This is a genomic window from Planomicrobium soli, from assembly GCF_003014655.1.
Lineage (GTDB): Bacteria > Bacillota > Bacilli > Bacillales_A > Planococcaceae > Planococcus > Planococcus soli_B.
Genome location: NZ_PYAT01000002.1, coordinates 315,667 through 334,678, shown reverse-complemented (window position 1 = coordinate 334,678; position 19,012 = coordinate 315,667). Strand labels below are relative to the sequence as shown.

Annotated in this window: 19 protein-coding genes and 1 pseudogene; 12 read left to right on the top strand and 8 right to left on the bottom strand. The window is 44.8% G+C overall.

What is annotated here, in order from left to right:
* The first annotated feature begins 94 nt into the window (after positions 1-94).
* Entirely contained in the window at positions 95-1,078 is a 984-nt protein-coding gene (locus B0H99_RS03805; RefSeq protein WP_106532304.1) for a BadF/BadG/BcrA/BcrD ATPase family protein, read from the top strand.
* 3 nt (positions 1,079-1,081) lie between these two features.
* Here the strand turns inward: B0H99_RS03805 and B0H99_RS03800 are convergent, their stop codons facing one another.
* Positions 1,082-1,618, bottom strand: coding sequence for a TVP38/TMEM64 family protein (locus B0H99_RS03800; protein WP_106532303.1), 537 nt, complete (start codon positions 1,616-1,618; stop codon positions 1,082-1,084).
* A 90-nt stretch (positions 1,619-1,708) separates the two neighbouring features.
* Positions 1,709-2,035, bottom strand: coding sequence for a four-helix bundle copper-binding protein (locus B0H99_RS03795; protein ID WP_106532302.1), 327 nt, complete (start codon positions 2,033-2,035; stop codon positions 1,709-1,711).
* A gap of 150 nt (positions 2,036-2,185) precedes the next feature.
* Here B0H99_RS03795 and B0H99_RS03790 point away from each other — a divergent pair, with 150 nt between their 5' ends.
* Both B0H99_RS03790 and B0H99_RS03785 read left to right on the top strand, forming a co-directional pair.
* A complete protein-coding gene (locus B0H99_RS03790; RefSeq protein WP_106532301.1) occupies positions 2,186-2,737 on the top strand; it encodes a GNAT family N-acetyltransferase in 552 nt (183 codons plus the stop codon).
* Positions 2,738-3,001: 264 nt separating this feature from the next.
* On the top strand, positions 3,002-3,463 hold the full coding sequence (locus B0H99_RS03785; RefSeq protein ID WP_106532300.1) for a hypothetical protein: 462 nt from the start codon (positions 3,002-3,004) through the stop codon (positions 3,461-3,463).
* A 1,447-nt stretch (positions 3,464-4,910) separates the two neighbouring features.
* On the opposite strand, the pseudogene B0H99_RS17985 reads toward B0H99_RS03785, so the two are convergent.
* The 4 genes and pseudogenes from B0H99_RS17985 to B0H99_RS03765 form a co-directional block, all read right to left on the bottom strand.
* A pseudogene (locus tag B0H99_RS17985) lies at positions 4,911-5,390 on the bottom strand (SMI1/KNR4 family protein); the annotation flags it as partial.
* Positions 5,391-5,695: 305 nt separating this feature from the next.
* Positions 5,696-5,944, bottom strand: coding sequence for a hypothetical protein (locus B0H99_RS03775; protein ID WP_106532298.1), 249 nt, complete (start codon positions 5,942-5,944; stop codon positions 5,696-5,698).
* A gap of 271 nt (positions 5,945-6,215) precedes the next feature.
* Positions 6,216-6,530: a hypothetical protein gene (locus B0H99_RS03770; RefSeq protein ID WP_106532297.1), complete on the bottom strand. Its 315-nt coding sequence runs from the start codon at positions 6,528-6,530 to the stop codon at positions 6,216-6,218.
* A 180-nt stretch (positions 6,531-6,710) separates the two neighbouring features.
* Positions 6,711-6,992: a hypothetical protein gene (locus tag B0H99_RS03765; protein ID WP_106532296.1), complete on the bottom strand. Its 282-nt coding sequence runs from the start codon at positions 6,990-6,992 to the stop codon at positions 6,711-6,713.
* 437 nt (positions 6,993-7,429) lie between these two features.
* Between B0H99_RS03765 and B0H99_RS03760 the strand changes: the two genes are divergently transcribed.
* From B0H99_RS03760 to B0H99_RS03750, 3 genes are all read left to right on the top strand, one after another.
* Positions 7,430-8,194 carry a class I SAM-dependent methyltransferase gene (locus B0H99_RS03760; protein WP_106532295.1) on the top strand — a complete coding sequence of 255 codons (765 nt, stop codon included), beginning with the start codon at positions 7,430-7,432 and terminating at the stop codon, positions 8,192-8,194.
* Between the two features lie 69 nt (positions 8,195-8,263).
* On the top strand, positions 8,264-10,576 hold the full coding sequence (locus B0H99_RS03755) for a glycoside hydrolase family 3 C-terminal domain-containing protein (RefSeq protein WP_106532294.1): 2,313 nt from the start codon (positions 8,264-8,266) through the stop codon (positions 10,574-10,576).
* Positions 10,577-10,792: 216 nt separating this feature from the next.
* A complete protein-coding gene (locus tag B0H99_RS03750) occupies positions 10,793-11,248 on the top strand; it encodes a GNAT family N-acetyltransferase (protein WP_106532293.1) in 456 nt (151 codons plus the stop codon).
* A 38-nt stretch (positions 11,249-11,286) separates the two neighbouring features.
* Here B0H99_RS03750 and B0H99_RS03745 read toward each other — a convergent pair whose 3' ends face one another.
* Positions 11,287-11,802 carry a helix-turn-helix domain-containing protein gene (locus tag B0H99_RS03745; protein WP_106532292.1) on the bottom strand — a complete coding sequence of 172 codons (516 nt, stop codon included), beginning with the start codon at positions 11,800-11,802 and terminating at the stop codon, positions 11,287-11,289.
* 166 nt (positions 11,803-11,968) lie between these two features.
* On the opposite strand from B0H99_RS03745, the gene B0H99_RS03740 reads away from it, so the two are divergent.
* The 4 genes from B0H99_RS03740 to B0H99_RS03725 all read left to right on the top strand — a co-directional run bounded on the left by B0H99_RS03740 (position 11,969) and on the right by B0H99_RS03725 (position 15,967).
* A complete protein-coding gene (locus B0H99_RS03740; RefSeq protein WP_106532291.1) occupies positions 11,969-13,273 on the top strand; it encodes an MFS transporter in 1,305 nt (434 codons plus the stop codon).
* Between the two features lie 27 nt (positions 13,274-13,300).
* Positions 13,301-14,284 carry an ornithine cyclodeaminase family protein gene (locus B0H99_RS03735; RefSeq protein ID WP_106532290.1) on the top strand — a complete coding sequence of 328 codons (984 nt, stop codon included), beginning with the start codon at positions 13,301-13,303 and terminating at the stop codon, positions 14,282-14,284.
* Positions 14,285-14,560: 276 nt separating this feature from the next.
* Positions 14,561-15,052 carry a GNAT family N-acetyltransferase gene (locus B0H99_RS03730; protein WP_106532289.1) on the top strand — a complete coding sequence of 164 codons (492 nt, stop codon included), beginning with the start codon at positions 14,561-14,563 and terminating at the stop codon, positions 15,050-15,052.
* A 468-nt stretch (positions 15,053-15,520) separates the two neighbouring features.
* Positions 15,521-15,967, top strand: coding sequence for a DUF4385 domain-containing protein (locus B0H99_RS03725; protein ID WP_106532288.1), 447 nt, complete (start codon positions 15,521-15,523; stop codon positions 15,965-15,967).
* A gap of 40 nt (positions 15,968-16,007) precedes the next feature.
* Here B0H99_RS03725 and B0H99_RS03720 read toward each other — a convergent pair whose 3' ends face one another.
* Complete coding sequence (locus tag B0H99_RS03720; protein WP_106532287.1) at positions 16,008-16,517, bottom strand: GNAT family N-acetyltransferase; 510 nt, start codon at positions 16,515-16,517, stop codon at positions 16,008-16,010.
* 163 nt (positions 16,518-16,680) lie between these two features.
* Between B0H99_RS03720 and B0H99_RS03715 the strand changes: the two genes are divergently transcribed.
* Complete coding sequence (locus B0H99_RS03715; RefSeq protein WP_106532286.1) at positions 16,681-17,706, top strand: asparaginase; 1,026 nt, start codon at positions 16,681-16,683, stop codon at positions 17,704-17,706.
* A gap of 298 nt (positions 17,707-18,004) precedes the next feature.
* Entirely contained in the window at positions 18,005-18,892 is an 888-nt protein-coding gene (locus tag B0H99_RS03710) for a TIGR01777 family oxidoreductase (protein ID WP_106532285.1), read from the top strand.
* Positions 18,893-19,012 lie beyond the last annotated feature (120 nt).

Below are 19,012 nucleotides of genomic sequence, written 5' to 3'. Positions count from 1 at the left end.
GGCATTTAAAATTCCATTGATACCCAGTATAATGATAGAATCTCAATAACACTCTAACTAATCAATTGAATGAAAAAAAGGTGGGAACAGCAATATGTACGTATTAGGGATCGACGGTGGAGGCACAAGAACGTCTGGAATTGTGGCGGATGAAAAAGGGAATATTTACATGCAAGCGGCCACTGGTCGAAGCAATCCCAATACATTATCGCAGCGGGGATTCGAACAAGTGATGAAAGACTTATTGCTTGGATTGAAACAACAGAACGAAGAAATATACAACCAGGTCGCAATCTGTTTCGCTGGAATTGCAGGTGTCGATGAAAGCCAGCGCACGTCGGAAGTAGCCGAATTGCTCAGAGGCTATCTGCCGGAAGAGACGATGTTGATCGTCCAAAACGATGCGATCAATGCGTTATACTCCGGAACAATCGGCGAAGCGGGCATCGTTCAGATTTCAGGGACCGGCGCTATTACCTATGGGATCAATGAACAGCAGAAAGAAGTTCGGGCAGGCGGTTGGGGCTTCTTATTTGACGAAGCTGGAAGCGGATTTGCAGTAGGAAAAGCGGCACTGCGGGCGGTTTTCAAGGAATACGATCAGCGCGGCCCTGCCACTTCATTGACCGGCAGGCTATTAGAGCATTTCCAAGTCGATAAAGCCACGGAAATCATCAGCCTGGTGTATGGACAGGAATACGCCCGTGCTGTCATTGCACCGCTTGCACCATTGGTAGTGGAAGAAGCGGCTGCTTCGGACCATGTTGCACAAGATATTTTGGTCGGTGCATGCGAGGAGATGCTTCGCAGCATAAACACCTGCCATCGGCAATTGTTCAGACCGGATCATCCGACAACAATTGTTTTAGCGGGAGGCGTATTTTCCGATTGGCCGCTTTTCAGCAGCATATTCAAAGATTTAACGAAAGGTGAGCTTCCGAACGCCGTCTTCCGGCCGACTCAGATCGCTCCGGTAGCGGGAGCGGTTGTCGCCGGATTAAAGGCGCAAGGGATAACACCGGAAGCCACTTTTGTCCGCCGCATCAACGAGCAGATTGAGCAGGAAGTAAATGTTTAACCTTTACCTCAAGCCGGATTTTCGTTTCCGCAGCAGCCAAACAACCAGAGAAATGACCAAAACTGCAGCGACTATGCCGTACTGGTACTCAGCAGAAAGGCTTTGCGTATAGCCGTAGGCAACAGCGATTTCCAGAAAAACGGCCGGTATTTTGCCAATCGTGCTTGCGATTGCAAAGCGCCAAGGGGATATAGGGGTCAACGAGGCGCCAGCGGTCACCAGTCCAGATGGTACAAAGGGGATCAAGCGCAACCCGATGACCGACCAGAAAACACGGTTAGCCGGCTGGTTTTCCAGAACTAGCCAAAAACGGTGGGATCGCCAAGCCGGGTTCATTTTTGTAAAGCCCAGCCGGTAGAGATAAAAGCCGAGAATCGCACCGAAAATCTCGCCTGACAACGACAGGAATGTGCCGATGGACAAGCCGAACAAATTGATGTTAAGGGTCGTCACAAAAAAGCTCGGGAAGAACCCGAACGCACCGACCGCCATATTTAATAAAAGCAGCAATATAAATTCTGCAGCAAGGGATACATTCATGCTGTCCGTTCCTTTCTAAAAAAAGATTGCGCACTAGCGGAGGCTCGTCCGCTGTTGCGCAATCCCGGCGATTCTGGCTCTCTTGTTCCATTACATCATACTTCTGCATGCTTCTGCACATGTAAAGCATGCATCCGCACAGATTTGGCAATGTTCGTGGTCATGCTTTTTGCACTCATTGCCGCAAGCATCGCAGATGAATGCGCAAACTGTGGCGAGTTCCGAAACAAAAGGCGATTTTCTGGAGACAGCCTGTGCCAAAAATGCGCACATGTCTGCACATTCCCGATCGAGCCGAATGCACTGAGCCATCATTTTGACATCGTCTTCGGCTAGACAAGCAGTAAAGCAGTTGTTGCAGGCGACCATGCAATTTTGCAAGCTTTGAATAAATTCGAATTGCTGTTCGGGAACCATTTTAAAACCTCCATTTCAAATTTTGAATACATAATTTAACTTCCCGCTCCCTTCTGTTCTAAACGGGGAGCGGTTTTCTCTTGCTAAAATAATATGCGTGCCATATGCCGTATATGCTAGGATATTTATAGGAGACAAGGAGGGATTTTGATGTTTATACATAAGATTGACGATGACTTATCATTGCGGCTGGTTGAAATGCGGGACGCCAAACGGATTTTTGAGCTGACCGACCAATCGCGGGACTATTTGAAAGAATGGCTTCCTTGGCTGGATTACACGCAAAAAGCTGAAGACACCGAAGACTTTATCAAAATGGGCCGGACGAATTTTGTCGAAAGCAAAAGCATGAACACGGTCATTCTTTATAAAGGAGAAATTGCGGGAGTAGCAGGATTCAACGAAATCACCAATTCGAACAAAACGGCGAAGATCGGGTACTGGCTTGGACAGGAGTACCAAGGCAAAGGCATCATGACACGTGTGGCTAGGGCTTTGACGGACTATGCCATCAACATCCTGGAAATGAACAAAGTCGAAATCCGGGTCGCTGCAGAAAACAGAAAAAGCCGTGCTATTCCGGAACGCCTTGGATTTAAAGAAGAAGGCGCGATCCGGCAAGCCGAGTGGCTCTATGACCATTACGTCGATCATGTAGTCTACGGCATGTTGGCGGAAGAATGGAATAAGGATCAACAGTAAAAGCAGCGGATTTCCGCTGCTTTTACTGTAGACGAAAGAATACTGGTTTATTTTATGAAATGGCTATGTTAAGCAACACTGTTGATTTTTCAGCATTCATTGAATTTTAGGAACCTTTATTCTATAATGAAACCGTTTCTAAGATGATGGTTGAAAGTTGCCTGTTTTCCGTCTGTGAAACGTATGAGGCATTCAGGTTATCAAAGTTTTCTGTCTCGAACCAGCTGTTCTTAATACAATTTCAATGAATGGATGGTAATGAAAATGAATTTTTTTACTAACGATAAAAATGATATTGATGGGTATAGAGAACAACTGCACCATCTAAAATCCCGATTAGATGAAAATGTCCATAGAATGACGTACAACAATCAATTTCATGATGCCCAAATCGACTTCTTGGGAATAAAAAATGAATTTAATGAAGAGGTTGAACAAGAAAAGCTGCCCATTTCGCTTGAGTGTCGTTTAATGGACAGCGATGGGGAGTGGCATGAAATCGTTTGGGAAGAAGTCAAAAAGTTTTTGCTTGACTATGATCTGACCAGGCATACATATTGGGGTTCTACTACTATCTCTGGGGATGGGTTGAGAGGGCTTGATGATTGGATGTGGGATGAAATTACTCCCTATGATGAGGAATTCCTCTCACATGAAATCATTCTCGCTTCCGAAATGAAAATCGTTGTCCACTGTAAGAACATTAAATTGCGACAAATTAAATAAGGGAACTTATAAGCAAAAAGGAGAATTAAATGAGAGACATATTGACAGAAATCATAAACAAAGAAATAACAGGAGATCAAGCGGACCATATTATGGAAGACATGGTAGAGAAGTAGAAGGCGAGCTAAGTTTTTTACTTGGAATGGATAATTTCGAATGGACGGCAACATGCCATGCATTGGATTTAGAAGTTTTGGCTAAGTGGAGGAAGGCAGGCTGGCCAACTGAATGTAGTTTTTGCCATTCGCCTTTGAATTACAAAGAGGACGGATGGACCATTCAAGATGACCACATTCGATGTTTGAAGTGCTTATAAATAGAGTAGCGAGAACCTGGAATCAGTAGCAAACAAGAATTACAACGCTCCTTTGGTGAAGGAAGCATAAGTACAGTTGAATACAATTTGAGTCAGCTTTTTTCAAATAGTGACCAATTTGACACTATGAAGAATTCAAGCGTGCAATAAAACGCCTTCGGAAGAAGGCGTTTTTATAATGCGAATACTCCCTTATGGAATCAAGGGTCTTTATTAAAAAGCAATATCAAGAGTGTTATTTAACATAGCCAAACTAAATGAAATTCTCGTCGAATTGAAGTACGCCATCGCCTTGCGCTATATTGACTATAAGAAACATGCTAACGCATATTTTACAATCGAGTAACCAGCATTAAATACTTGAGATCAGATGGAGTTGCAGATTTTGTCATCCGTGAAATTTTCGAGCATATGGATGACAAAGAGTTTGATAAGCTTATGGCAGTGGTCAATAATGAAGATGGGGTTACGTGAAAAAGAGAGAACCACAAGGTTTTGAGGTCAAATGAAATGGACGCAACCGCTTCAGGTAATTTAGAGGGAAATTAAAAGGCCTTAGCAGGATTGAAGCTATACCAGACAGGGAATAATATAATAACTTTATGCAGGCGTGCACAGGTGGTTTACTAAACAAAGCCTGAAGCGGCTATCCGCTTCAGGCTTTGTTCTGTTATGAAATATCTCCTTTGAACCTGCTATATGCAAAAAATCCACCAAGAATTCACCTTCGTCATTCTTAAATATAAACTTTAAAGTTTTCTTTTGAATTAATTAGGTATTGAGTCTGGTTTGTAATTGATGTAAAGAATACAAAGCAAACTCTTCAACATCTTTATTCTTACTCTTAGAAAGTTCATGCAAAACAGGAAGTAGATAGTGATCTTCTATCATTCCTTTATTGTCCCCTTGAGCACAGGACATTAAAAAAAGAAGTAAATAAAAATGAACTTTTGGCTTTTCGTGATGTCTCATTTTTTCGACCATATAACGTATCAATTCATTATTAGTTGAAAGAATTCTCGTAAATAACCTATCAATTTCTTTCGGTGTTCCCCCCTGTATCACTTCATCTATTTGAGCGTAGTAATTTTTTATTTCTTTTTCAGATAGGTCAGTATCAGATATATAGATTTTCTCTTCTTCAATGTAATTGACAAGCCCATTGATAAATTCTTCGAAATTCTTTGCTAATCTTATTTCTTGATTTTGCTCGACATCTAGATAAATGACAGGAGGATCTGCTTTACTGTTCCGATAATCAAGCGCAATCCATGAATGTCCATCTCCAGAAATTAAGACAACATTCTTCGGCAATCCCCATTCTTGAATCAAATACTCACTTTCTAATATTCCTTTTTCTTTCCCAGTTCCGATTCCGAATATATTTTCAACATTAACATGATCATCAGCCCACGATGTTGGTGCAGCTGAAGGATGGGCATTAAATTTGATATATCCACCGTTTTGTTGTTTTAAGATACTTATGTAGGAAGTAGGTAATTTAATTTTCAATAATTTTTCTGCCTCTTTTACTATCTCATCTGATAGCGGTTCCAATTTTCCATTTTCAGAACCTTCTTGCCAAATATCCTTCACGCTTAAGACCTCCATAAAAATTTATTGAAGTATTCTCTATTATGTTCCTTTTTACTTAGGTATTACTAGTCAATTTTTGTTAACTTGTCTGTTAGTTGAAGAAAAAATCACATGTAATAACTCTATAAAATAGAAATAACTTTTGTATTCATTTGTCTTAATAAATCGCATTGAGAAGAGTGATGCGTTCTTCTCCCCTTAAGAGCCAAGGCTCAGTTGAATAGTGCTGGTGAAGCATTATGCTTTCTGAGATATTGAATAACCGCGAGCGGTATAGAAGAATTAGATTCATTTAGATTATCCCACGGAGTCCAGCTATCTTATACTTTAACATTATAATCTGCCCATCCCGATTCCAGAATTTCTTCTTTTGTAGGAGTCCTTACTGAATGCTCGTTATGTTCTTTGACGTTTATATTTAGCTGAGCATGTAGCGGATGGCTCCATTCGGATTCACATTCTTCACACATGACCCAATATTTAGCTGTGACCGTATTTTTTACGATGGTTAACCAACCTTGATCACAAATCTTGCACCAAGCCACTTTGAATTCGTATGGTTCATTCAATTTGGTCACCCTCTCATGCTAGTTTTGAATTAATCGAATGTAATTTAGAGGTGATTATCCCATAAAACTTATTCACTAGTGTGGTGGAATAGCGTAAAAGAGACAATCATGGCATTTAGATAGTGTTTAAAAATTGGCGATGTTAAATAATATGGTTAATTTTTAATTTAAGGCTATGTTAAATAATCCCGTTGATAATTGTTGAACTAATTCCCTCTTGATTACTTTTTTCCTGTTCTAACTTGATAAGTACAGGCTTTGCAAGAGTGTTTTAAGAACTTGGGATATAAGAAGTATTGTCAAGTATTTCAACAAGAGCTCGTTCATCGGATATCAAAACTTCATAATAATATTTTTTTCCTTGCTGATTCTTGACGATGACCATATACCTCCCTTGACCAAAATCATATCTTGTGCCTCCGTGGAATAATGGCTCACTTTCATCGTACGATTTCAGCACTTCTACTGCTGCATAATGAAAGGCAGCCATTTCGTTTTCTTTGTGTTCACTATACAATTTGAACGCACCGAAGAGCATTCCAATAGTAAAAAGTGAAATTAAAAAAAAGATTAATACTTTTTTCATGAAATATCCTCCTAGTTTTTGTCATAGACCTGCTAAAAATACTGTTTATGATTCATCATAAGCTGACTTTTCACAAGTTGGATATCTTTCGCTGATTCACAATGAAACGCACTTTCATTTTATCACGGGGATTTGCTTTGCACCTTTCTTCTTCGAATCTTAGGCTGAAAAACAACAGAGTTATTTAACATAGCCTATGAAATAAGCTACGCATTTTATAGGAATCATACCCGGCCCCTTCGCTCCAGGCGGACGCTTTCCGCGGGCTCGCGCCGAAATCCACTCGGAACAAGTCCCGAGTGGATTTCGGCACTTCGCTGTCCCGCTGGAGTCGCCGCCTTGCGCTCCGGGGCCTGGAGCAAAGTGGGAAGATAAGCGTCTTGCATCAGCTGCTTCTGTAGTAGAAGCAGTAATTTGAAATCTTTCTTCAATCCAAGCAAGATGCCCAACCAGGCCGGCCACGAAGACTCCTGTGGGAACCGCTCGAGCTGAAGGCCCCGCAGACAGATAAGGCCCAAAGGTAGTTTGGGCCTTATTTTGCGACGAAGCTAGCGCAGCGATGCAGGAGCAGGGTTTTAGCGTCGAGGAGACTGAAGCCGAGCCCACGGAAAGCGAAGTGGCCGGCCTGGTTGGTTTTATACAACTTTATTCATCGATTCTAGACTTTGTCTATAGTCTAAAGCAGCGGATATCCGTTGCTTTTTCATTTGCTTGAATTGCTAAACTCTATGGATGGATCGTTGAACAAATCGTGAACGCAGAGCATTAAGTTCGGGAAACACGGGAAAGAAAGTACCGTCTTTTCAGAGTTATGTCTGGATAATCGGGTTAAATAAGAGGATAATCAAAGAATAAACAGAATCATTCGACAAGTGTTTTTGTACAGAGGGGGAGCTTTTTTGTTAGGGTATTACAACAGTTTATCGGCAGAAGTTTATGATCTTGATAAACCAGTCGGCAGTTCGTTCGGAGATGTTGAATTTTACATGGAGCGTTTGGCTTCATGCAAAGGGCGCATTTTGGAACCTGCTGCAGGAACAGGGCGATTGCTTGTGCCATTGCTTGAAAAAGGGTTTCAAGTGGACGGCTTTGATGTATCTTCGGATATGCTGGCGATTTGCCGGGAAAATTGCAGGAAGAGGGGGCTGGCGGCGAATTTGTTCAAAGCAGAAATGGAGACTTTTTCAGTCGATGAGAAATACGGGGCAATCGTTATTCCGACTGGCACCTTTCTATTGTTGCATGAGCGGGAAAAGTCACTTCAGGCTTTAAAGAATTTCCATCATCATTTAGCGGCTGGCGGAAAGTTGATAGTGGATGTGTTTTTACCGAGTGAACTGGAACTCGACAGACCATCGATCCGCAAGTGGGACACTGAAAACGGCGATGTAATTACAATAGAGTCGCAAATCGTCGAAGTGGACCCGATCAAGCAATATCGGATTTCCCAAGCGCGTTACGAGAAATGGCGCAACGGCAAATTGATTCAGACGGAACTCGAACGCTACCCGCTGCGATGGTATGGCGTGGAGGAATTCCGGATGATTCTCGAACACATTGGATTTGAACAAATTGTTATCTCAACAGATTATAAGTTCGGGGAGTACCCGAACCGCAGCGGCCAGACGATTACGTTCGAAGCAACCGCGAACAAAAAAGGATAAGCAGCGCCGGCAGCCATTGGATAAATACCACCATTCTTGAAGCCATTCAGCAGCAGGAGGTTGTTCAGTATGGAGAGAAATATCCAAGCTATAGTTTCGCAAATGTCCTTGAAAGAAAAAGTGAGTATGTGTACAGGATTGGATTTTTGGCACCTTAGAGGAATCGAGAGATTGGGGATTCCATCAATCCGTGTGGGAGATGGGCCGCATGGCTTACGCAAACAGATTGGCGAAGATGGACATATGGGACTGGGGCCAAGCGAACCTGCCACATGTTTTCCGGCGGGTGCAACGCTAGCGAGTTCCTGGGATAAAGAATTGATGCGGGATGTGGGGATTGCTCTTGGAAAAGAAGCGCAAGCGGAAGGAATCGCCGTGCTTCTCGGGCCTGGGATCAACATTAAGCGCTCGCCGTTATGCGGCCGGAACTTCGAATATTATTCGGAAGATCCATATCTTTCGTCGGAATTGGCAACCGCTTATATCCACGGCGTCCAAAGCGAAGGCGTCGGCACATCCATCAAGCATTATTTAGCAAACAACCAAGAACATCGGAGAATGACAACAAACGCCATCATCGACGAACGTGCGCTTCGGGAAATATACTTGGCCAGTTTCGAGAATGCAGTAAAACATGCAAAACCTTGGACCGTTATGGCTTCCTATAACCGGGTGAACTTTGAGTTCGTCTCAGAAAGCCATTTTTTCCTGGGAGAAGTGCTGCGGAAAGAATGGGGGTTTGGCGGCATCGTGATGTCCGACTGGGGAGCAATCGACGAACGCGATGCAGCACTGGCGGCAGGCCTTGACCTCGAGATGCCCAATAGCCTGGGGTTCGGCGAGAAAAAGCTCCTTGATGCTATTGAGCATGAGAAACTTCCTCAGACATTGCTTGATCAAACAGTGGAACGGCTGCTGAGATTGATTTTCCATGCCGATAGCCAGAAGAAAGAGGGTGCGACATTCAATAAGCGCCTGCATCATGAACTTGCCAGAAAAGCGGCTACCGAAGGCATGGTGCTATTGAAAAATGATGATAATATCTTGCCGCTGCCAAAAGACAAAAAAATTGCCTTGATCGGTGCTTTTGCGAAACACCCGAGATACCAGGGCGGCGGAAGCTCGCATGTTAATCCATTCCACCTTGATAACCTGTATGACGAAATGGCTTGTGAGCTTGGCGGGGAAGATAGGCTTATTTATGCGGACGGATATGATCTGCATGTAGAACTACCCCACACCCGGCTGATTGAAGAAGCAATTGAAGCGGCGAAAAAGGCGGATTATGCCGTGTTGATGATCGGTTTGCCTGACCGCTATGAATCCGAAGGCTATGATCGGACGCATTTGCGAATCCCTGCCGATCACCAGATGCTAGTAGAAGAAATTGCGAAAGTGCAGCCGAACCTGGTGGTGGTGCTGAGCAACGGGGCTCCGGTCGAAATGCCTTGGCTCGATAAAACAAAAGGTTTACTGGAAGGTTATCTGGGCGGGCAAGCGGTGGGAAGCGCATTGAGGGATGTGTTATTCGGCTACACCAACCCAAGCGGCAAATTGGCGGAAACATTCCCGGAGAAATTGAGTGACAATCCGTCCTATCTTCATTTTCCAGGAGACGGCAATCTGGTCGAATACAAAGAGGGAATTTTCGTCGGCTATCGTTATTACGATAAGAAAGAACGGCCGCCGCTGTTTCCATTCGGCTATGGCTTAAGCTATACCGAGTTTGACTACAGCGATATGACAGTCAGCAGCAACTCGATAAAAGACACCGACGAATTGACCGTCCGAGTGGTTGTTAAGAATACGGGAGACAGGGCCGGCAAAGAAATTGTGCAATTATACGTAAGCGATTTGGAAAGCACGGTCCGCCGTCCGCGCAAAGAGTTGAAGGGGTTCGAAAAAGTGGAGCTCCAGCCGGGAGAAGAGCAAGTGGTGACATTTACTTTGAATAAACGGGCGTTCACTTATTACAATACCCAGATCAAAGACTGGCACGTAGAAACGGGTGAATACGAAATCATGATAGGAAAATCGTCAGCCCAAATTGAATTGAAGCATAAAGTGGCAGTCCAAAGCACTGTAAGGATCAACCAAAATGTCAATCGCAATACGACCATCGGCGAATTGATGGCCGACCCGCTTTTGGCGGAGCCAGCTACAAAGTTGATCAAAGAGATGAACGAAACGCCTTCTTTCCTGGATTCCATGGACGAAAACAAAGAGATGGCAACCATGATGGAAGCGCTGGCCGAAAACATGCCGCTGCGTGCGCTTGTCTATTTCACAAAAGGCAGCATTACTGAAGAAGAGCTGCAGTATATTATCGATGAGCTGAACAAAATTCAGGTCTACGGCTTGTCTGCTGCTGAAAAAAGATGAAAAACCTGGAAAACCAATAAATATGAACCGGCAACCCGAAAGTCGTGTGGTTAAGGTTGCTTGCCCACAGAGAGATTCGAGAAAATTGAATGCTTCTACCGTGAAGGAATCGGTTTGACAAAATCGGTTCTTTTTTGAGGCATAACGCCGAAGAATAAGACGGCTGGCAAGTTGCCATGATGAACATAGAGAATAGTTGAAAAGGGGCGAATGAAAATGAAAGTGATTCGAGCAACAATGGAAGATTTGGACGGAGTAGCGGAACTGTTCAATTTGTATCGGGTGTTTTACGAACAGGAATCGGATTTGGAAGCGGCACGGGGTTACATAAAAGAACGTTTGGAATCCGGAGACTCGGCGATCTTCGCAGCGAAAGACGGGAACAGTTATCTTGGGTTCACACAGCTTTATCCATTGTTTTCGTCGGTTTCAATGAAACGGCTATGGCTGTTGAACGATCTGTATGTCGCGGCCCAAGCACGAAAGCGCGGCGTCGGGGAGCAACTTCTCAACAAAGCGAAAGAATACGCGATGGAAACAGGTGCAAAAAGCTTGAGCTTAAGTACAGCGGTCGACAATCATACCGCACAGCGTTTATATGAGAAACTGGGATACAAACGGGATGAAGGGTTTTACACGTATGAGCTGCTGTTGCCGGAAGAAAAAGCTTGAGGAGATTCCTCAAGCTTTTTTCGGTCCACTTTGGCTCATCAACTTTTGGAAGATACCACTAGAAAACGAACGTTGCTTTCGGTGTAGTTTGCCCAGTAATGTTTTTTGCTGGCATCGAATAATACCGATTCCTCTTTGCTGAGCTGAGAGCGTTTGCCGTCGACTTCAACCGTCAGCATGCCTTCCAATACAAATAAGAACTCAAAGCCCTGATGTGAAAATGGACTCCAATCACTTTCCCCAGGATAAAGCGTCACTAGTATCGGTGATAAGTTAGTAGGTTTTACGCCATGGGAAAGGTCTTTGTAGTGGAAAAATGTTTTACGCTCCGCCAGCTTATCCTGTTCAATGCCGTCTTCAAAGAAAACCCCAGGGTTAACATCCAACGCATCGGCAAACCTTCTGAGCGATTCAAGCGTGGCACTCGATTTTCCGCGTTCCACTTGAGAGAGAAAGCTGATGGAAACTCCTGTCTGCTCTGCAAGCGCTTTTAAAGTCAATTTCCGCTCTTTGCGGAGATTCTTCAATATTACACCCATCGAGTCCTGTGCCATGTTAATTCCCCGCCTTGCTTTAATGATTTCTCTTTTATGATACTCAATTCCCCTGCCGGCAACAAATAAGAAGAAAAAATCCTATTGACAGAAAATTTCAAACTGAATAAAATGTAGCAAGGGGAGAAATTAAAGTGTCACTTCAATTTTGCTAGGGGGATGGATGATGAACAAAAAACAAACGCAACGAGTTTTAATTGCCAGCTTAGTAGGAAGTTCAATCGAGTGGTTCGACTATTTTCTATATGGAACAGTTGCCGCCCTCGTGTTCAATCAGCTCTTCTTTGTCAACGAAGATCCGACTGTCGGTTTGCTGCTGGCCTATGCTTCATTCGCTTTAGCATTTTTCATTCGGCCATTTGGCGGCATAATATTCAGCCACATCGGCGACCGTATCGGCCGTAAAAAAACATTGGTCTTAACACTCAGCTTGATGGGGATTGCCACATTTGGCATGGGCTTATTGCCAACTTACCAAGCTATCGGCATCTGGGCGCCGATTCTATTGATTACGCTTCGTTTAGTCCAAGGATTAGGAATCGGCGGCGAATGGGGAGGCGCTTTGCTTTTGGCGGTTGAGTATGCGCCAAAAGAAAAACGGGGATTGTTCGGGAGTATTCCGCAAATGGGTGTTACCATCGGAATGCTCATGGGAACAGTCGCATTATGGATCATGACCCTGCTTCCTGATGATTCCTTCATGACATGGGGCTGGCGTGTGCCGTTCATCTTGAGTGCGTTCCTTGTTATTTTCGGGCTTTGGATCCGTAAAGGAATTGATGAAACACCGGCGTTCAAACAAGTGCAAGAATCCGGAGAAATTCCAAAGTTGCCGATTGCTGATACACTGAAATATCACTGGCGCGAAGTGTTGATCGCTATCGGCGCAAAAGTGGTGGAAACGGCACCGTTCTATATTTTCAGTACATTCATCGTGTCCTACGCAACAACCAGCTTAGGTTTTTCGCGGACAGACGCATTGACAGCTGTTATGGTAGCAACAGTCGTTACGACGATCTTAATACCGATCATGGGGAATTTGTCAGATACAGTAGGACGCAAAAAATTGTACATCATCGGAACAGTGGCGATGGGGCTGTTCGCGTTTCCTTACTTCTGGATGATCCAACAAGGGTCTGTGGTATTATTGGTTATTGCAACGGTTATCGGACTAGGCATTATTTGGGCACCGATTACAGCTGTACTTGGAACCATGTTCTCCGAAATTTTTGAAGCGAAAGTCCGTTATACCGGAATCTCGCTCGGTTATCAAATTGGGGCGGCAGTAGCGGGCGGAACAGCGCCGCTTGTAGCAACGGCTCTTTTGGCCGAATTTAACAATTCATATATTCCAGTCGCGCTCTACATCGTCTTCACATCCCTCATTTCCTTAGTGGCAATTTGGGCGGTAAAAGACCGTGGCCAACAGCACGCCGGACAAGATTTAGCAGTAAAAGGGAGCCGCGCATAAGCGGCTCCTTTTTTTAGGAGGAATTGAATGTTAACAATCAATGAAAAGCAAATCCAGCAGTTTTATAAAATGAGCGATGCTATTGCCGATGTAATGGCTATCTTGAAAGCGAAAGAACAAGAAAAAATCGCCAACCCGCATCGCACAGTCATCGAGTTTCCAGAACGGGAAGCATCGGCCTTATACATGCCAAGCGCCGATTTGGCGGGGGATGTGGCGGGCGTTAAAGTGGTCACGATCTTCCCTGAAAATCCGGCGCAAGGAAAGCCGACGACCCAAGGAATGATTTTGCTGACGGACGCGTCCAACGGAGAGCACGTAGCGTTGATGGCCGCATCCTATTTAACGCGGCTGCGCACCGGAGCGCTCAGCGGCATTGCGACCGATTTATTGGCGAAAAAAGAAAGCCGGGTACTGGTTGTTATCGGCACGGGGGCGATGGCATTTGAACAAGTGCTTGGTGTGCTTGCCGTGCGGGCGATCGAGAAAATCATTCTGGTGAACCGGACATCCGAAAAAGCGCAGGCTTTTGGTGAGAGCTTAACCCAGTTTGGCATAGAAATTTTGTGGGAAGTGGAAATCAATGTTGCAAAAGCTGTGAAAAAGGCGGATATTATTTGTTGTGCGACACGTTCAAATAAACCTGTTTTTAAAGGGGCCGATTTGCAGCCAGGCACCCACATAAACGGAGTAGGTTCTTATTTGCCGCGTATGCGCGAAGTGGACGAGGCAACGGTAGTGCGCGCTGACAAAATTGTTGTCGACGACTTGGACGGAGTAAAAGGCGAAGCCGGCGAATTGATCCATAGTGCCAAAAACGGAATTTGGTCATTTGATCAAGTCTATGGCACTTTAAGTGAACTTGCAGGCGGCGAGTCTAAAGTGAGGCAATCAGATGAGGAAATCACGTTCTTCAAATCGGTTGGCGCCGCTTATTTCGATTTGGCCGTGGCCAAGGGTGTTTACGCAAAAGCGCAAAAAACTGGCGTCGGAATAGACGTGGAGATGTAGAAAGAAAACGGGGCGCAGGCGTTCCTGCTTTATAGTTTTCTTAGAGAAGTTGAAGTAAGGATTGCCAATATTTTCTTTATGAATTTTTTCGGTTTTTACATGAAGTATTGCAGTTTATACATGAACTTTTGAAAAGGTACCATAACGAATCTCACTTTCTTCATGAGCTTCCCGTATTTCTAAGCGACTCTCCACCGATAGCAGTAAAACACAGGAGAGTAGATATTCGCTCGAGCGATCCATCTCCTATAGACCATTATTTTTAGGGGGAGCAACATGATTAGGACGGAACGACTGAATTTATTGCCATTTACGCTCAAGCAAGTACAGGCTGTTCTAAACGGACGAAACGAACTAGAAGAAATGATCGGAAGCCATGTACCCGAAGAATGGCCTAGCCCGGCCTACGCGAAAAAGCTGGAAGCGAAGATAGAAAAGCTGACGCAAACCCCGGAAGCGAGCCAGTGGAGCCGCATCGTGGTCGACTGGGAAGCAAGGCAGCTGGTTGGTGAAATTGGCTGCAAAGGCGGTCCGGACGCTAATGGCGTGGTTGAAATCGGGTACGGCATTGCAGAAAGTTTCCGCAATAAAGGCTATGCGACCGAAATGGTCAAAGGATTAGTGGAGTGGCTGAAACAAAAAGAGGCGGTCACAAAAATCATCGCCAATTGCCTTGAGACAAATCAACCCTCAATCAAGGTGCTCGAAAAGTCTGGATTCAAACAGACGCATGTGGCTGACGGATTGATCCATTGGGAGATCGGATAAGATAGAGTAAGGGCTGTTTCGCTTAAGCGAAACAGCCTTTTCGTTTGGAAGATAGCGGTTGGAAAAATTTGCTTCATGAAGTTTTCGGGTCTTTACATGAAGTATCGAAGTTTCTACATGAACTCTTAGTATTTTTACATGACGAACCCAGCTTTCTATATGAAATTTCCCCGGTTCTTTTTCACTTTCTAAAGGAGCGACTCTCCAAAAGCAAAGATCAAAAGCTATATGGAACTGTTCGCGCAGCGAACAGCTAAATGCTGGTAGGCGTCGCTTGGAGTGAGAGCAAGCGGGTTGAGGAAATTTGCTTCATGAAGTTTTCGGGTTCTTACATGAAGTATGGAAGTTTCTAGATGAACTCTTGGTGTTCTTACATGACGAATCGTCCCTCATACACACACTTTCCTCATTTCTACCTGCATGCACCACCCTAAAACCGGGTATAGCACCAAAAAGGGGTGCATTTAAATGGCATTTGATTACGATTTGGATTATGAAAATTTAGATCTGCGGAAGCATCCGGAACTGTACCGGGTAGGTAAAGGCGAGCAGGGAGTGCTGCTCGTAGAGCCTTATAAGGGCGAGATCTTGCCGCATTGGCGTTTCAAGACGCCGGAGATTGCTCAGGAATCGTGCGACAAGATTTATGAAATGTTCGAAGAGTACCGCAAGCAGGATGATTTTGTGGGAATGGATATGGCCCGGAAGTTCATCCAGATGGGCTATACGCGCGCGCGGCGCTACACGAATTACAAAGGCGGCCGCAAATACAACGAGGACGGCACCATCAAGGAGCGCAACATCGATCCGGTAAAAGCCGAGTCTGCGGCGATCTTCAAAAAGAAGTGGGACGAGATCCGGGAAGACCAGGACTACTTGGCGCGCAAGAAAAAGCACCAAAAAGAATTTGGATGAAAAGATGCCCCAGCCGCAATCGGACTGGGGCATTGCTATTTTACTTCAGCATGTAAGCCATCATGATGTCGTCACTATAAGAACCATCTTCGTACTTGATTTGATTCTGCTGCCTGCCTTCCTCGACAAAACCTAATCGCCGGTACACATTGATGGCCCGTTCATTGACTGAAACGACGCCCAAGCAGATCTTTTCCAGGTTCTCCTGCTGCTTGCCCCATTCAATCAAAAAGCAGATCAGTTGCGTGCCGATGCCCTGGCTTCTATATCCTTCTTTAATGCCCATTCCCATCGCACCGGCATGGTTCAAACGGGCATATTCATAGCGCCTGAAGACCAGAAAACCGACCACTTGCCCTTCGGTTTCATATACCACATACAAATTGTTTTTCTCAAGCGCCTTTTCAATCTTCTCTTTTTGTTCGTCGACCTTGTAGGCCAATTCGGTTGGAGAAGAAATAAAAAACTTCGTTGTGGCTTCCGACATGGTTATTTCGTTGTTGATGTTCATTATCGCTTCTGCATCCATTCCGCTCGCTAATCTGATCATGCTCTCACCACTTGTCTTTTTATTGAAAAGTATACCGCAAATTATTTAGTCTCCCTAAAATAAAGTGCAATCCCTTTGAGGATGAATTAAAATTATCATAACAATCCAAATTCTTTTATTGCCAATGGAGTTTCGTCCAAAAATAAAAAAGAAGAGGTGCCCAATGACAGCAGAAGCAGTGGTGGAGGTTACAAGAGGAGCGCTTGTTGAAAGTCTACATAGAGGCCATGTAGCTGTAGTCAATGCAAAACATGAGTTGCTGTATAGCGTAGGGGATCCACAGAAAGTGATTTACGCCCGGTCATCCATGAAACCGCTGCAGGCCATTCCCATTGTGGAAACAGGGGCAGCCGACCATTACCGGTTTAGTGATGCGGACTTGTCATTGGCATGTGCATCGCATAACGGGGAAGAGCAGCATACAGAACGGGTGGAGGCAATCCTGGACAGAACCGGGTTGGCAATAGCGGATCTGAAGTGCGGCACCCACAACCCGAAATGGGAAGCGGCGTATAGAGCGCTTATCAAGTCGGGCGAGCCGCTTACAGAGATTTACAACAATTGCTCCGGCAAGCATAGCGGCATGCTGGCAACAGCAAAGCATATGAACGAATCGACAGCAGACTACTATAAGCTCGACCATCCGGTCCAGCAGCGCATCCTTCAAGTGATCAGCGAGTTGACGGAAGTGCAGGAGAGCAAAATTGTCATCGGCGTCGATGGCTGCGGCGTGCCGGTGCATGGCGTGCCGATTGAAAACCTGGCGCTTAGTTTTGCAAAAATGGCGAATCCAAGCGGTTTACCGGAAAGGCGCCGGAATGCGGTCGAGCGGGTTACAGCAGCAATGATGGCGGAACCTGAAATGGTCGGCGGGACAGACCGTTTTTGTACCGACTTCATGCGCATCCTGAACGGTCGGATGTTTGCCAAAGCAGGTGCGGAAGGCGTCTACTGCATCGGCGACAAAGAAACGGGTTTCGGTATCGCCTTGAAAGTCGAAGATGGCAATGCCCGTGCGACGTCCGCGGTCGCCATGGAAGTGCTATCCCAACTCGGCCTGCTGACAGATGAACAAAAAGAACAATTGCGCGATTACCATTACCCGCCGCTTGAAAACGCCCGGAAAGAAAAAATCGGCGAATTGCGTCCAGCATTTACGTTAAAAGAACATATTGCAGCGTCTAAATGATGAAAAACCAGTCGGAAGCGGCTGACTTTTACCTTTCACCGAAGCTGATAATTATGGTTATAATTCTCTCTGTTTAATAACCAACTAACAGAAAATAAAAAAACCAATTTAGTTGAATAGAACTCATTTTCGTTTCAGAGCTGTTGCTAGTCCACAATTTTTTATGATAAACAAAAAGCCTTCTTGCGAAATTGGAAAAAAAGATAGGTATTTTAACTAAGAAATCTCCAAATCCTGTAACTTTTCTTCTACTCAAACGTTAAGTATAGTATGAATATACTGGAAACGAGGGGATGGCGTGGAACGGAAAGTGGTAATCGCCGGAGGGACAGGATTTATTGGCCGCTATTTTGAGAAAAGGTTTTTGGAAGATGGATATGATGTACACATAATCTCCAGAAAGGACAAGCATTTATCTTGGCTTGACCATACGGGCATTGTAGCCGCATTGGACGGAGCGGAAATGTTGATCAACTTGGCTGGCAAGTCGGTAAACTGCCGTTACAACAAACGGAATAAAGAAGAAATCTTGGAGTCGCGGATTGAGACGACGCAGATTTTAGGAAATGCGATGTATGCGTGTGAAAACGCACCGCCGCTTTGGATCAACTCCAGTTCGGCGACGATTTATCGGCATGCGAAAGACCGGCCGATGACTGAATCGACCGGGGAAATTGGGACGGGATTTTCCGTGGAAGTTGCAAAAGCCTGGGAGCAGTCGCTGTTCTCTTTCAAGCTGCCGCGGACGCGTCAAGTAGCACTTCGGACCGCTATCGTTTTAGGAGAAAATGGCGGTGTCATGACGCCTTATTTGAATTTGGTGCGTTTAGGCCTTGGCGGTGTGCAAGGGCCAGGAGACCAAATGTTCAGCTGGATCCATATTGAAGATCTTTACCGCACCGTCCTGTTTCTTCAAGACCGTCCCCATCTTAACGGAATCTTTAACTGTTCGGCTCCTTATCCAGTATCAAATCAGGTATTGATGGAGGAATTGCGCAAACAAGCAAAACGTCCTATGGGTTTCCGTGCGCCATCCTGGATTCTTGAAATGGGAGCTGCAATGATCCGCACCGAGACGGAACTGGTGCTGAAAAGCCGATGGGTTCTGCCGGAACGACTGCAAAAAGAAGGTTTCGAGTTCCGCTACGATACGATTGATAAAGCATTAACTCACCTTATGCATTGACCTCATCAACAATTGCGAATAGGTTATTCGCACTAGAAAGATGTATGTTAAGTAATATAAACAGAAAAAAATCAAAATATTCATTGGAAATTCGATAAAATCCTAGTTTCGAGGTTTTAG

What these genes read in the sequence shown, in the direction of transcription:
- B0H99_RS03805 (WP_106532304.1), top strand. Translation starts at nt 95, where the DNA reads ATGTACGTATTAGGGATCGACGGTGGAGGCACAAGAACGTCTGGAATT.
- B0H99_RS03800 (WP_106532303.1), bottom strand. Translation starts at nt 1,618, where the DNA reads ATGAATGTATCCCTTGCTGCAGAATTTATATTGCTGCTTTTATTAAAT.
- B0H99_RS03795 (WP_106532302.1), bottom strand. Translation starts at nt 2,035, where the DNA reads ATGGTTCCCGAACAGCAATTCGAATTTATTCAAAGCTTGCAAAATTGC.
- B0H99_RS03790 (WP_106532301.1), top strand. Translation starts at nt 2,186, where the DNA reads ATGTTTATACATAAGATTGACGATGACTTATCATTGCGGCTGGTTGAA.
- B0H99_RS03785 (WP_106532300.1), top strand. Translation starts at nt 3,002, where the DNA reads ATGAATTTTTTTACTAACGATAAAAATGATATTGATGGGTATAGAGAA.
- B0H99_RS03770 (WP_106532297.1), bottom strand. Translation starts at nt 6,530, where the DNA reads ATGAAAAAAGTATTAATCTTTTTTTTAATTTCACTTTTTACTATTGGA.
- B0H99_RS03755 (WP_106532294.1), top strand. Translation starts at nt 8,264, where the DNA reads ATGGAGAGAAATATCCAAGCTATAGTTTCGCAAATGTCCTTGAAAGAA.
- B0H99_RS03750 (WP_106532293.1), top strand. Translation starts at nt 10,793, where the DNA reads ATGAAAGTGATTCGAGCAACAATGGAAGATTTGGACGGAGTAGCGGAA.
- B0H99_RS03745 (WP_106532292.1), bottom strand. Translation starts at nt 11,802, where the DNA reads ATGGCACAGGACTCGATGGGTGTAATATTGAAGAATCTCCGCAAAGAG.
- B0H99_RS03740 (WP_106532291.1), top strand. Translation starts at nt 11,969, where the DNA reads ATGAACAAAAAACAAACGCAACGAGTTTTAATTGCCAGCTTAGTAGGA.
- B0H99_RS03735 (WP_106532290.1), top strand. Translation starts at nt 13,301, where the DNA reads ATGTTAACAATCAATGAAAAGCAAATCCAGCAGTTTTATAAAATGAGC.
- B0H99_RS03730 (WP_106532289.1), top strand. Translation starts at nt 14,561, where the DNA reads ATGATTAGGACGGAACGACTGAATTTATTGCCATTTACGCTCAAGCAA.
- B0H99_RS03725 (WP_106532288.1), top strand. Translation starts at nt 15,521, where the DNA reads ATGGCATTTGATTACGATTTGGATTATGAAAATTTAGATCTGCGGAAG.
- B0H99_RS03720 (WP_106532287.1), bottom strand. Translation starts at nt 16,517, where the DNA reads ATGATCAGATTAGCGAGCGGAATGGATGCAGAAGCGATAATGAACATC.
- B0H99_RS03715 (WP_106532286.1), top strand. Translation starts at nt 16,681, where the DNA reads ATGACAGCAGAAGCAGTGGTGGAGGTTACAAGAGGAGCGCTTGTTGAA.